Annotated in this window: 4 protein-coding genes and 1 pseudogene; 3 read left to right on the top strand and 2 right to left on the bottom strand. The window is 72.3% G+C overall.

Annotated features, from left to right (window positions below; translation table 11 throughout):
• Window positions 1-30: 30 nt before the first annotated feature.
• Window positions 31-231, bottom strand: a pseudogene (locus H4687_RS48760) (polyketide synthase docking domain-containing protein); the annotation flags it as partial.
• 23 nt (window positions 232-254) lie between these two features.
• On the bottom strand, window positions 255-8,765 hold the full coding sequence (locus tag H4687_RS39410) for a type I polyketide synthase (protein WP_192781769.1): 8,511 nt from the start codon (window positions 8,763-8,765) through the stop codon (window positions 255-257).
• A gap of 301 nt (window positions 8,766-9,066) precedes the next feature.
• Between H4687_RS39410 and H4687_RS39405 the strand changes: the two genes are divergently transcribed.
• From H4687_RS39405 to H4687_RS39395, 3 genes are all read left to right on the top strand, one after another.
• Window positions 9,067-10,029 carry a malonyl transferase gene (locus H4687_RS39405; protein ID WP_046916847.1) on the top strand — a complete coding sequence of 321 codons (963 nt, stop codon included), beginning with the start codon at window positions 9,067-9,069 and terminating at the stop codon, window positions 10,027-10,029.
• Entirely contained in the window at window positions 10,026-11,129 is a 1,104-nt protein-coding gene (locus H4687_RS39400; RefSeq protein ID WP_373560605.1) for an arylcarboxylate reductase, read from the top strand. The genes H4687_RS39405 and H4687_RS39400 overlap by 4 nt, the downstream gene beginning before the upstream one ends.
• Window positions 11,130-11,218: 89 nt before the next feature.
• Complete coding sequence (locus H4687_RS39395; RefSeq protein ID WP_046916848.1) at window positions 11,219-13,990, top strand: ATP-binding protein; 2,772 nt, start codon at window positions 11,219-11,221, stop codon at window positions 13,988-13,990.
• The last annotated feature ends 377 nt before the right edge of the window (window positions 13,991-14,367 follow it).

Below are 14,367 nucleotides of genomic sequence, written 5' to 3'. Positions count from 1 at the left end.
CACCGGCTCCCCCACACCGGCCTGGAGTTGCCGGTTCTCGCGGCGCAGCCGGGCGGTTTCCTTGAGGGCGTCCCTGAGCGCCTCCACGACGGTCGTGTCGGAGGAGGACGAAGGGGAGGCCGGAGAGACCGGGGACGCAGAGGACGCAGAGGACGCGGGGGACGCAGAGGACGCGGGGGACTGCGAGGAAGCTGACGAAGAAGGTGACGAGGACGGCGGCGTTCGGGTCATGAGCTTTCTTCTCCCAGTGCTGTTCAGGACTCGATGCCTTCGCGGGCCATCCGGACCAGTTCCGCCACATCCATGGCGTCGATCAGTTGTTCCTCGGCGGCCAGTTCCTCCGCGCCGGCCGCGGGGTCCGGTTTGTCGGGGACGGTGTCGTGTGCCCGGTCCTCCCCGCTCTCCGTGACCTCCGGGTCTGCGGCGGGGAAGAGTTCGGCCCGGAGCCGTCCGGCCAGTGCGGTGGGGGTCGGATGGTCGAAGACGACGGTCGCGGACAGCCGTAGTCCGGTCGCCCTGCCGAGCCGGTTGCGCAGTTCCACGGCGCTGAGGGAGTCGGCGCCGAGTTCCTTGAAGCTCCGGCGCGCGTCGACCGTCTCCGCGCGGTCGTAGTTCAGGACGGCGGCGGCCTCGGTCCGCACCAGGGCGAGCAGCTGCTTCTCCTGGGCGGCGGCGTCGAGTTCGGTGAGCCGGGCCACGAGCCGGGCGCCCGGCGCTTCGCCGGACGTGCTCGGGCCGGGGCCCGCCACTTCGCGGATGCGCGCCGGGACGAGCCCGCGCAGCAACGGCGGTACGCCGGTGCCGGCGGCCCGTAGCGCGGCGGTGTCGAGGGCGAGCGGCACCGGGCAGGCGTCGCCGGAGGCCAGCGCGGCGTCGAGGAGTCGCAGGCCCTGGCCGGGGGTGAGCGCGTGGATGCCCACACGGGCGAACCGGCGGCGGTCGGTCTCGCCGAGCCCGGCGGCCATGCCGCCCTCCGCCCACGGGCCCCAGGCCAGTGAGGTGGCCACGAGACCGCCGGCCCGCCGACGCTGTGCCAGGGCGTCCAGGTAGGTGTTTGCCGCCGCGTAGTTGGCCTGTCCCGCGCCGCCGAGCAGGCCCTGCACGGAGGAGAAGAGGACGAAGGCGGCCAGGTCGAGATCGCGGGTGAGGTCGTGCAGGTGCCGGGCGGCGTCCGCCTTCGGTCGCAGGACCGCTTCGAGGCTCTCGGGAGTGAGGGCGTCGAAGACGCGGTCGTCCAGGACACCGGCGGCGTGGACGACGGCCGTCAGCGGACGGTCGGCGGGCACCGTGGCGAGCAGTGCCGCGAGCGCCGCACGGTCGGCGACGTCGCAGGCGGCGAAAGTGGCTCTGGCCCCCGACTCGCCCAGTTCCTGGCGGAGTGCGACGGCGCCGGGGGCGGCGTCGCCGCGTCGGCCGACGAGCAGCAGATCGCGTACGCCGTGCGCGGTGACCAGGTGGCGGGCCACGGCGGCGCCCAGGGCGCCGGTCGCGCCGGTGATCAGTACGGTGCCGTCCGCCGGCCACGGCCCCTCACCGGGCCCGGGGGGCACGGGCGTCGTGGCACGTGTCATGCGGGGTGCGAGTACGCGCCCGGCGCGGACGGCGAGTTGGGCTTCGCCCGAGGCCTCCGCGGCGGCGAGGGCGGCCGCCATGACCCGCCGCGAGGCGGGTTCGTCGTCGAGGTCGAGCAGGGTGATCCGGTCGGGGTGCTCGGTCTGTGCCGTGCGGACGAGCCCCCAGACAGCGCTGTGCGCGAGGTCGGACACGTCCTCGTCGGGCCCCGCGGCGACCGCGCCCCGGGTGACGACGACCAGACGGGAGGCGGCGAAACGCTCATCGGCCAGCCAGCCCTGGGCCAGGGCCAGCGCACGCCCGGCGGCCCGTGCCGCGTCCGTACCGTCCGGGGAGGAGCCGGTCAACGGTGCCAGGACGACGGCCGGGACGTCCGCCGTACGGTCGATGTCCCCGGCGAGCGCCGGAAGGTCCGGATGGGTCCGGATGCCGGCACCGGCGGCCGTCGGCGTTCCGGCCAGGCGGGCCGCGTCGGCGGCGTCGCCGACGACCACCCACCGCTCGGGGGTCGCGCCGGAGCCCGGACCGGCGATGCCGGGCAGCACAGTCCACTCCACCCGGTACAGCGGGTCGCGTCCCCCGCTCTGTGCCGCGCGGAGTCGCTCGGCGGAGACCGGACGCCGCGACAGCGCGCCTACCGACGCCACCGTGCGACCCGCCGCGTCGGCGAACGCGAGGGTGACCGCGTCGGGCCCGGCGGGTGCCAGCCGGACGCGTGCCGCGGTGGCCCCGGCCGTGTCCAGGCGTACCCCGCTCCATGCGAAGGGCAGCCGCGTCTCGCCGCCGCCGGGCAGCGCGCCCAGTTCGATGGCGTGCAGTGCGGCGTCGAGCAGCGCGGGGTGCAGTCCGTACCCGGTCGCGGCGGTGGCCTGTTCCTCGGGGAGGGCCAGTTCGGCGAAGATCTCCGTGCCGCGTCGCCACGCGGCGCGCAGCCCGCGGAAGGCGGGGCCGTAGCCGAAGCCCTGTGCGGCGAGTGCGTCGTACCAGCCGGTCAGGTCCACCTCCTCGGCGTCGGGCGGCCAGTTCGCGAAGTGGTCGGTATCGGCCACCGCCCCGGCGGCCGGGGCGAGCACCCCGACGGCGTGCAGCGTCCAGTCGCCGCCGTCCGTCCCGCCGTTCTTCTGGTCGCGGGCCGAGGCCGCCGCGGGCCGGGTGTGTACGGTGACGGACCGCCGCCCGTCGGAGTCGGCCCCCGCCACCTGGACCTGGAGCTCGACGGCCCCTGCGTCCGGCAGCGCGAGTGGTGCCTGCAGGGTCAGCTCCTCCAGCAGGTCGCAGCCGGTGCGGCGGGCGGCGTGCAGGGCCAGTTCCACAAGCCCCGCGCCTGGGAAGAGGACGGTGCCGAGGACGGTGTGGTCGGCGAGCCAGGGATGGGTGTCCAGGGACAGCCGCCCGGTGAGCACCAGCGTGTCGGAGTCCGCGGGTCGCACCGCGGCACCGAGGAGGGGATGCCCGCCGGTACCGAGCCCGAGCGCGGGAGCGTCCCCGGCGGTGACCGGTCCGGCGCTCGGCCAGTAGCGCCTGCGCTGGAAGGCGTACGTGGGCAGGTCGACGCGGGAGGCGCCCGTGCCGGCGAACACCGCCGCCCAGTCGGGGCCGACGCCTCGGACGTGGAGCCGGGCGAGTGCCTCCGCGAGGGTCCGCTCCTCGGGGTGGTCGCGCCGCAGCAGGGGAACGAACTCCACCCGGGCGTCCTCGGCCTCGTCCTCGTCGTCGGGGAGACAGTCGCGGCCCATGGCGGTCAGGACGGCGTCCGGGCCGATCTCGACGAACGTCGTCACTCCGTCCGCCCGCAGAGCGCGGACCACATCGGCGAACCGCACCGTCTCCCGGACGTGCCGCGCCCAGTAGTCCGCGTCGGCCGGGCTGCCGTCGGCCTGCCCGGTGACGGGCTGCCCCGTCATGTCCGACAGCAGCGGTACGGCGGGCGCCGACAGGTCGAGCCCCTGAGCCACCCGACGGAACTCCTCCAGCATGGGATCCATGCGGGGCGAGTGAAAGGCATGGCTGACCCGCAGCCGCCTGGTCCTGCGACCGCGCGCCGACAGCTCCCCGGCGATCTGCACGACCGCGTCCTCGTCGCCGGAGAGCACGCAGGAGAGCGGGCCGTTGACCGCGGCGATCGCCACCCGCGTCTGTCGGCCGCGCAGCAGTTCGGCGACCTCCTCCTCCGGCGCCCGGACCGAGACCATCGCGCCGCCTTCGGGCAGCGCCTCCATGAGACGGCCGCGCTCGGCGACCAGCGTCACGGCGTCCGCCAGCGACATCATCCCTACGGCGTGGGCCGCCGCCAGTTCGCCGACCGAGTGTCCGGCCACCCGGTCCGGCCGTATTCCGAGGTGTTCGACGAGCCGGAAGAGGGCCACCTCGACGGCGAACAGCCCGGCCTGGGTGAACACGGTCCGGTCCAGCAGGGCGGCGTCCGGGGAGTCCGCCCCGGCGAGGACGACGTCGCGCAGCGGCCGCCCGAGGCGGTCGCCGAACGCCTCGAAGACCTCGTCCAGTACCTCGGCGAACACCGGGAACCGCGCGTGGAGTTCACGTCCCATGCCGACGCGCTGGCTGCCCTGCCCGGTGAAGAGGAACGCCGTCTTCCCGCCGCTCGGCACGCCGTACGGCACACGGGACGGCGGGTCGCCGTCCGCGAGCGCCGCCAGATCCACGAGCATCCGGTCCGGGTCGTCGCCGACCAGCACCGCCCGGTGCTCCAGCGCGGCGCGCGTGGTGGCCAGCGAGAAACCCACGTCGGCGAGTCCCGCCCGGGGCGTCACGCTCAGATGCTCACGCAGCCGCCGCGCCTGCGCGCGCAGAGCCTGCTCGGTCCGGCCGGACAACGGCCACAGGACCGTTCCGGGCGACGGCTCGGGGGGCGCTTCCGGTTCGGGTGCGGGGGGCGCTTCCTCCAGGACGAGGTGGGCGTTGGTGCCACTGATCCCGAACGACGACACCCCCGCCCGGCGCGGACGCCCCTCGACCGCCTCCCACTCCCGCTGCTCCGTCAGCAACTCGACCCCACCCGAAGCCCAGTCCACCAACGGCGTCGGCTCATCCACATGCAACGTCCGCGGCAACGCACGCCGCTGAAGAGCCATCACCATCTTGATCACACCAGCCACACCCGCAGCCGCCTGCGCATGCCCGATGTTCGACTTCAACGACCCCAACCACAACGGCCGCCCCGCCGCACGATCCCGCCCATACGTCGCCAACAACGCCTGCGCCTCGATCGGATCACCCAACCGCGTCCCCGTACCGTGCGCCTCCACCACATCCACATCAGCAGCGCTCACACCCGCCGACGCCAACGCCGCCCGGATCACCCGCTCCTGCGCCCGCCCACTCGGCGCCGTCAACCCATTACTCGCCCCGTCCTGATTGACCGCACTGCCCCGCACCACCGCCAACACCCGATGCCCGAGCCGCCGCGCATCCGACAACCGCTCCAACACCAGCAGCCCCACCCCCTCCGCCCAACCCGTCCCACCCGCCGACGCCGCGAACGACCGACACCGCCCATCCACCGACAACCCACGCTGCCGCGAAAACTCCACAAACGTCCCCGGCGACGACATCACCGTCACCCCACCCGCCAACGCCAGCGAACACTCCCCCGCCCGCAACGCCGACACCGCCAGATGCACCGCCACCAACGACGACGAACACGCCGTATCCACCGTCACCGCAGGACCCTCAAGCCCCAACGAAAAAGCCACCCGACCCGACAGCACGCTCGCGGCACCACCGGTCAGCCGACGTCCCTCGGAGGAGTCGGGCAGCCTGGGGCCGCTGTCGGAGTCACGGAAGGTGAAGGTGCCGGCGAAGACTCCGGTGCGGCTGCCCCGCAACGCGTGCGGATCGACACCCGCCGACTCCACCGCCTCCCACGACGCCTCCAGCAACAACCGCTGCTGCGGATCCATCGCCAACGCCTCACGCGGCGAGATCCCGAAGAACTCCGCATCGAACTCCGCCGCATCATGCAAAAACCCGCCATGCCGCGTATACGACGTCCCCGGCCGATCCGGATCCGGATCGAACAACCCCTCCACATCCCAACCCCGGTCCACCGGAAACCCCGACACACCGTCCCGACCCTCGACCACCAACTCCCACAACCCGGCCGGCGACACCACCCCACCCGGCAACCGACACGCCATCCCCACCACCGCCACCGGCTCCCCCACACCGGCCTGGGTGGGGGCCTCCGGGCCCGGCGTGTCGCCGTCCGCCGCGTTCCGCACGTACCGGATCAGGGCCTCGGGTGTCGGGTGGTCGTAGATCAGGGTGCTCGGCTGGCGTGTGCCGGTCGATCTGCTGAGGAGGTCGCTCAGTTCGACGCCCATCAGCGAGCTGAAACCGAGTTCCTTGAAGGAGGTGCCGATCTGCACGGCGTCGGGCGAGTCGTGGCCGAGGACGTGGGCCACGTGTGCGCGCACCAGCTCCGCCGGCGCGGGTCGGCGGTCGCCGGGGGCGGTCGGGGAGGCCATGCCGGGTTCCGGCGACGGGAGTTCCGGCGCGGCCGGGCCCTGCGGGAGCGATGCGCCGGGGGAGCCGAGCCAGTGGCGCTGCCGTTGGAAGGCGTAGGTGGGCAGGGCGACGCGGCGTGCTCGGGAGCGGGCGAAGAGCTGGTTCAGGGTCCCGGTGGCGCCGCCCACGTGGAGTTCCGCGAGTGCCGAGTAGAGAGTGGCCCCTTCGTCGCGGTCCCCCCGCACGGCGGAGACGAAGAGCTGGTCGGCGCCGTCGGGCGCGCAGTCGCGGGCCATGGTGGAGAGCACCGCGTCCGGCCCGATCTCCAGGTGGAGGACGATGCCGCGGGCGTGCAGGGTCCTGACCCCGTCGAGGAAGCGGACCGCGTCGCGGGCGTGGCGGACCCAGTGGTCGGGAGAGCGGAGTTCGTCCTCGGTGGCGGTCCGGCCGGTCAGGTTGGAGACCACGGGGAGGTGCGGTGTGCGGTAGGTGAGACTCTCGGCCACCTGGCGGAACTCGTCGAGCATGCCGTCCATGTGGGGTGAGTGGAAGGCGTGACTCACCCGCAGTCGTCTGGTCCTGCGGCCGCGGTCGCGCCAGCGTCCGGCGAGGCGGAGCACGGCGCCCTCGTCGCCGGAGAGCACGGTCGAGGCGGGTCCGTTGCACGCGGCCACGGTGACCTGGCCGGCGAAACCGGCCAGGTCGGCGCGGAGTTCCTCCTCGGACGCCTGGACCGACACCATGGCGCCGCCACCCGGCAGTTCGTCCATCAGACGGCCTCGGGCCGCGACGAGCGAGCAGGCGTCCGGCAGGTCCAGTACGCCGGCCGCGTGTGCTGCGACCAGCTCGCCGACGGAGTGGCCCAGTACGGCGTCCGGGGTCAGACCCCAGTGTTCGAGCAGCCGGTAGAGCGCGGTCTCGAAGGCGAAGAGCGCCGGCTGGGTGTAGCCGGTCCGGTCGAGCAGGGCCGCGTCAGGGGTGCCGCCGCTGTCGAGGACCAGGTCCCGCAGCGGCCGGTCGAGATAGCGGTCCATCTCCTCGCACGCCGCGTCGAAGGCGTCCGCGAAGACGGGGAAGGTGGCGTGCAGCGCCGCGCCCATGCCGGGCCGTTGACTGCCCTGCCCGGTGAACAGGAACGCGAGGCCGCCCTCGCGTGCGGTGCCCTCCACCAGGCGCGGCGCGGGGCGGCCTTCGGCCAGGGCCGCGATCGACGCGAGGAGGTCGTCGCGATCGGTGGCGAGGGCGACCGCGCGTCGGGCGAAGTGGGTACGGGTCGTGGCGCAGGAGTACGCGATCTCGCCGGTCCCGAGTTCGGGGCGGTCGGCGAGATGGCCGAGCAGGCGTGCCGCCTGGGCGCGCAGGGCGGGCTCGTCGCGGCCGGAGAGGGCGACGGGGGCGGGCAGCGGGGCGTACGGCAGGTCGGGGGCCGCGGGAGTGCCCCGGCCGCACCAGTCGGACAGCACCAGATGGCAGTTGGTGCCGCCCATGCCGAACGAGCTCACCCCCGCGGTCCTCGGCAGGTCGTCGTCGGGCCAGGGCGCCAGTTCTCGCTGGACCGTCAGGTTGAGGCGGTCCAGGGGCACCGAGGGGGGCGGGGCGGTGAAGTTGAGGCTGGGTGGAAGGGCCTGGTACTCGATGGACAGGATGACCTTGAGCAGGCCCACGACACCGGCGGCGGCCTCCAGATGGCCCACGTTGGTCTTGGCGGAGCCGACGGCCAGGGGCGTGCCGGGTGTCCTCGCGGTGCCGAGGGCCGCGCCGAGGGCCGCGGCCTCGACGGGGTCGCCGGCCTTCGTGCCGGTGCCGTGCAGTTCGACGTACTGCACCTGGTCGGGGCGTGTCCCGGCGCGCCGGTGGGCGAGCCGGATCACCTCGCGCTGGGCGCTCTCGTCGGGGACGGTCAGCCCGGAGGAGGCGTTGCCGGCGTTGTTCACGGCGCCGCCGAGGATCAGGCAGCGGATGCGGTCGTCGTCGGCCATGGCCCGGTCGAGTGTCTTGAGGACGACCAGGGCTCCGCCCTCGCCGCGTACATAGCCGTTGGCGCGTTCGTCGAAGGTGTGGCATCGCCCGTCCGGCGAGAGGGCACCGGAGCCGGCGGCGACGAGCGCGCCGTCCAGGGCGAGGTTGAGGTTGACGCCGCCGGCCAGGGCGGCCGTGCAGTCGCCCGCGCGCAGGCTCTCGCAGGCCAGTTGGACGGCGACCAGGGAAGAGGACTGTCCGCTGTCGACGGTCTGACTCGGCCCCCGCAGGTCGAGGGCGTGGGAGAGCCGGTTGGCGATCATGGTGCGCTGGGTGCCGACGGCGGTGTGGCGGGTGATGCCGGCGGCGCCCAGGCGGGCGCGCAGGGTCGCGTAGTCGTCGGTGGCGGCGCCGACGAAGACGGCGGTCGGGGTGTCGGCCAGGGTGCCGGGGACGATGCCGGCGTGTTCCAGAGCCTCCCAGCCGAGTTCCAGCACCAGGCGCTGTTGGGGGTCCATGGCGGTGGCCTCGCGCGGGGAGATCCCGAAGAAGGAGGCGTCGAAGAGGTCGGCCCGGTCCAGGAAACCGCCCCACCGCACGCGCTCGGCGTCCGGTGCCGCCCCGGCCGACATGATCGCGTCGGCGTCCCAGCGGTCGGACGGCGCCTCGGTGATGGCGTGCCGACCCGTCGCGAGCAGCCGCCAGAACGTCTCCGGGTCGGGCGCGCCGGGCAGTCGGCAGGAGTATCCGACGACCGCAATGGGCATGCGGGGATCCCCGTCGTCCTTGTTTGGCATTTCTTCCATTTCCGGCTTCCCGGCCATCCGGGCAAGAGGAATTACTCGGGCCACGGAAGAACTCTGTCAGTCCCGCATATCGTTTCGGTAGCGCCGCCCGCGACACCCGACGGTGGCTCGAAACAGAGTCAGATGACTCTTTTCGCAGGGCCGGGCGCTGGGTACGGTAGCTGCGCATCAGTCGTCTCGAAGGCCTTGCCGCGCAGTTGGCACACCGAGAGCACCATGTCCTGTTCACGCCTTTTTTGTTCGAGATACACGGGAGTCGGCTATGGCATTGGGCTTTCTGTTCGGCGGCGGAGTCGGCACGGAAGTGCATGGTCTGGAGATGTACGGGACCCGTCCCGTGATGCGGGACCTGTACGAGCAGGTCTCGGAGTGGACGGGTCTCACGGTGGGCCAGATCCTCGAGGAGGAGCTGCCGGAGCCCCAGGAGGAGCGGCAGAGCGCCGGGACGATCCGCGAGACGGCACTCGCCCTCGGTATCCACGACGTGCTGGCGGAGCAGGGGCTCAGCCCGGCGGTGCTGGGCGGACTGAGTCTCGGCGCCATGACGGCGAGCTGCCTGGCGGGCTCGATCGGGCGGCGGGAACTGTTCGAGATGCTGGCGCACGCCCGTCACACACCCGAACTGTCCGCCGAGGAGCCGGAGCAGGGCCTCGCGCTGGCGTTCGCGCCGGCCGAGGGCGACCTCATGGCGGCGTACCGGGGCGAGGGCAGGGCCGGGGTGCATCTGTCCGGAGACTTTGGGCCGACGGCCGACGGGGCCATGCGGATCCTGATGCTGTCGGGCGAGCGGAAGGCACTGGACGCGATGACGGCCGACCTTCCGCCGGGCACCGTCGCCCCCTTGCCGGACCGGCCGATCGCCGTGCACTCGCCGCTGCGCGGTCACTTCCGCGAGTTCATGGCGCCGTACATCGACGCGATGCCGTTCAAGGCGCCCGAACTGCCGCTGGTCTCCTGCCTGGAGCGCAAGACCCTGACCACGGCGGAGGACGTACGGGATCTGTTCGACCGGAACCCCACGGACCCGATCAGCCTCGTGGACGTCTGCGACGAGATGAAGGACCAGGGCGTGCGCCTCGGCCTCATCATGGGCGGCTCGATCCCGGACGGCATCCTCAGATTCCCGTTCCCGGTGGTGCACGTCGACAAGCCGGAGCACATCCAGCAGGTGCTGACCAGTGTGTATGAGTTCGGCATAGACCTTTCGCCGGCGCGGGCCCGGTGAGCGCGGCGGCCGACGTGTCGCCCACCGTGCGGGGCACGGAGTGCGACACGCTGATCGAGGACTGGCTCGAAACCGACCTCGACGCGTGGACACGGAAGGTGGTGGCGCGGCACTTCCACCCGGAGACGGGCAGCCCGTACTGGCTGCGGCGCGCCGCCCGACTCGACTTCGACGCACGGGACATCACCCGCTATGAGCAGCTCACGGCGTTCGGTCCGTTTCCGATGGACATCCTGCGCTCCCAGGACCCGGCGGACCTGGTGCCGCTCGACGTGCCGCGCCCGCTGACCGGCCGCGTCTGGGACACCGGCGGCACGACCGGCACGCCCTGCCGGGTCTTCTACACGCCCGCCATGCTGCTGCACCGCGGAGCGTGGCGCCGCTGGTCCTTCGTCACCGAGGGGTTCGCCCAGGGGCGGACCTGGCTCCAGGCGACCCCCACGGGACCGCATCTGATCGGCAACGGTGTGTGGGAGGTGTCGGACCTGTATGCCGGGCAGGTGTACGCCGTCGACATGGACCCGCGCTGGGTCAAGCGACTCATCCGGGCCGGCCGACTGGCGGACGCGGCCGAGTACACCACCCATCTGCTGGAGCAGATCGCCGACGTGCTCACCCACGGCCGGATCGACTACCTCAACACCACCCCCGCGCTCCTCCAGGCGCTGGTGCGCCGCCATCCCGAACTGGTCGCACCGCTGCGGGGGGTGCGGCTGAGCGGCACACAGTTGAGCCCGGACATGTACCGGGACTTCGAGGCCGCGATGGACGACGGCATCTGCGGTCGCAGCTACGGCAACACCTTCGGCAACGCGGCGGGTCTGCCCGTCGAGCAGAACGCCGAAATCATGCCCTATGTTCCGAATTACCCGCAGGTGACAATGGATGTCGTGCGCAAAGATGACTGGTCAACGGCGGTGGAATACGGCACCGTAGGACAGGTTCGACTGACCGTGCTGCACGAAGACCTGTTGCTTCCCAACATCCTCGAACGCGACCAGGCGCTGCGTTACGACACCGACTCGAGATGGCCGTCCGACGGAGTCGCGAATGTGACTCCGCTACAGACCACTTCGTCTGCTCCCGAGGGGCTCTACTAAGCTAAGACGCTGCAAAGAAACCTCAGGCCTCCGGAAATCTACTCGTCAGTTTACGAATAGGATTCCGACGTGCTGCAAAGAGTACATGCATGATACTGATCGACCGCAAAGACGAACTGTTCATGTTACACGAATTACTCGCGAGCAGCCGCCGCGGCATTGGACACGTGGCCCTCGTCAGCGGCTCCGTGGGCATCGGCAAGTCCGAGTTGCTCTATACCTTCGCCGAGGAGGCGTCCGCGACCGGTTCCGAGGTCCTGCGAGCCGTCGGCCGGGAACACGAGCGCGACGTCCCGTTCGGTATCGCCCATCAACTCGTCCGGGACCTTTCGCTGCCCGCCCCGCTCCGTACGCAGATGACCGTCCTGGAGAACAGCTTCGCCTCCGATCCGCCCGCCCCTCATGAGTCGGCCGCCCTGCAGGCCCATGTCGCCCGCGGCCTGTGCCGTGCGCTGCTGCACGCGGCCGGGGCGGGCGGCCTGCTGCTCTGCGTCGACGACGTTCAACACACCGACTCCGCTTCCCTGAGCTGTCTGCTGCAACTGCTCCCGCACACGAGATCCGCCCCTGTGATGCTGTTGTTCAGCCGCCCGGACAGTGCCCGCCACTGTCTCCCGCTGTTGAGCACCGAACTGCTCCGGCATCCCTTCTACCGGCGTGTCCGGTTGGCTCCCCTGTCCCCGGAGGGCACGACCGAGCTCACGACGAAGGCCCTGTGCACGGAGAAGGCACAGGCCCTCGGCCCCGTCTACCACTCCCTCAGCGGAGGCAATCCCCTGCTCGTCCACGCCCTGCTGAGGGACCACCGCGACCGGCTGGTGGACGGTGACGGCGACGCGGGGTCCGAAGTCCCGCCCGCGGGAGAGGAGTTCACGCAAGCGGTACTCGCCTGTCTGCACGGCCGGGAGCCGGACATCCTCGGCGTGGCCCGCACGATGGCGTTGCTGGACTCCTGCTCCTCCCCCGACCGAATAGGCCGCCTGCTCCAGCTCGGTCCGTCCTCGGTGGCGAACGCGCTGCGGCATATGGAGGCCGCCGGGCTCGTCGCCGGCAACCGTTTCCGTCATCCGGCGGCACGGTCGGCCGTCCTGGACGACATCCCCTGGGGCGTGCTGCGGCAACAGCGACTCGACGTCGCGGAGTTGCTCCACCACGAAGGACTTCCGACACCCACGGTCGCCCGGCATCTGGTCGCCGCGCGACACGTGCCACCCTGCTGGGCCGTCCCCGTGCTGATGGACGCCTCCGAGCAGGCGCGCCGAAGCGGCGACGTCGGCTTCGCCCTGGAGTGCCTGGAACTGGCGCTGTCCGGCTCCGACGACGCGCGGGAGCGGGCGCTCACGACGATGATGCTCGCGCGGCTGGAGTGGCAGCTCAACCCCTCCACGGTGGCTCCCCGTCTGGGGCCGCTGTCCGAAGCGCTGCTGACGGGCGTCCTGCCCGCCCATCTGGCCGTCCCGCTCTCCCGTGCCCTGCTGTGGCACGGGCGCTTCGACGAGGCCGCCGAGGTGATCCGCGCGCTGGGCCCGAAGATCCCGGGCCCGCACGGCCTGTTCACGGAAACCAGGGAGTGGCTGCGGAACCGCTACCCCGTGATGGTGCCTCTCCTCCCCGCCGCCGAGGACGGCTCGGGCATCCGCGACAGCAGAGAACCCGCGGCCGCCAGAGCCGTCCTGCTCGCCGAGACCGTCCTCGGCTCGACGCTGCGCAACGGCGGCGACGAGTCCAGCGCCCGGAACGCCGAACAGGTGCTGCGCTCCTGCCCCCTGGACGACACCAGTCTGTACGCGCTGGAGTCGTCGCTGCTCGCTCTCGTCTACGCGGACCGGCTCGGCCAGGCCTCCGTCTGGTCGGCCAGGCTCCTGCAGGAGGCCACCGTCCGGCAGGCGCCCACCTGGCAGGCGAAGCTCACCGCGATCCGCGCCGAACTGGCCCTGCGACAGGGCGATCTGAGCGAGGCCTGCGCCCTCGCCCGCTCCGCCATGACCCACCTCTCGCCCCGCAGTTGGGGAGTCGCCGTCGGTGCGCCGCTGAGCACGCTCGTCCTGGCTGCGACCGCCATGGGGGCGGACGACGTCGCCGAGGAGTACCTGCGGCACTCGGTACCGGAGGCGATCTCCGAGTCACGGTACGGCCTGCAGTATCTCTACGCCCGGGGCCATCACCACCTGGCCGCGGGCCGGGTGGTGATGGCCCTGGACGACTTTCTGCGCTGCGGCGACCAGGCCCGCGCCTGGGACATGGATCTGCCCGCCTTCCTGCCCTGGCGCAGCGGCGCGGCGGCCGCACATCTGCGCCTCGGGCAGCGGGAGCAGGTCCGCCGACTCGCGGATGCGGAGCTGGCCCGCCCCGGCAGCGCCAAATCCCGCAGCCGCGGCGTCGCCATGTGCCTGCTCGCCGAGATCGCCGAACCGCGGCGCCGGGCGAGCCTGCTGCTGGAGGCAGTCAGTGTCCTGCGGCTCACCGGTGACAGGCTCGAACTGGCCCGGGCCCTGGCCGCGTTGAGTTCCGCGCAGCGCGCGATCGGTGAGGCGGAACAGGCACGGCGAGCGTTGTACCAGGCGCTGCACCTGGCCGATGTGTGCGGCGCCGGACCTCTGCAGCTCTCCCTGCCGCCGCGCTGCAGGGAGGAGACACCGCCCGACCCGGGCACCGTTCCACGCGATCCCCTCAGCGCCGCGGAGCGACGGGTCGCGTCCCTGGCCTCCCTGGGCAACTCCAACCGTGAGATCGCCGACCAACTGTGCGTCACCATCAGCACGGTGGAACAGCATCTGACCCGCGTCTACCGCAAGCTCAACGTCACCAGGCGCGCGGATCTCCCCAGAGAGTTCAGAACCCTGGCCGTAGGATCCATCTGAGCGAACCGCGCCGCCCTTGCCACGACGGGAGGCGCCGAGTCTCGTGGCGCCCCTGGCGCCGGTCGCGGTGGATCACCACGGCGCCTGCGGCCGACCCGTTACCTGGCGCCCTGGCCCCGTTGCCGGGGCGTCGATCGTCTTCAGCCGGGGGAGCCTGTCACGCCTTCGGGCGGCGGCCGGGCATCGGCTTCGCACAGCCGCCGAGTCGCACGCCGCCGAGCCGGGTGATGCGCACTTTCGCCATGTTCTACGCGCCCATCGGCTCACTGCCGAGTGCATTCATCCCTGTACCCCCGTCGGCACGGACGGGTTGCACGACCGAACCGCATGCGTGCTCCCTCATTCTTCCGTGCGGATCCGAATCGGCCCGGTCGACC

The organism is Streptomyces stelliscabiei (assembly GCF_014873495.1).
GTDB classification, from domain to species: Bacteria; Actinomycetota; Actinomycetes; order Streptomycetales; family Streptomycetaceae; genus Streptomyces; species Streptomyces bottropensis.
The sequence above is the reverse complement of the archived record's forward strand: the minus strand, read 5'-3'. Positions and strand labels throughout refer to the sequence as shown.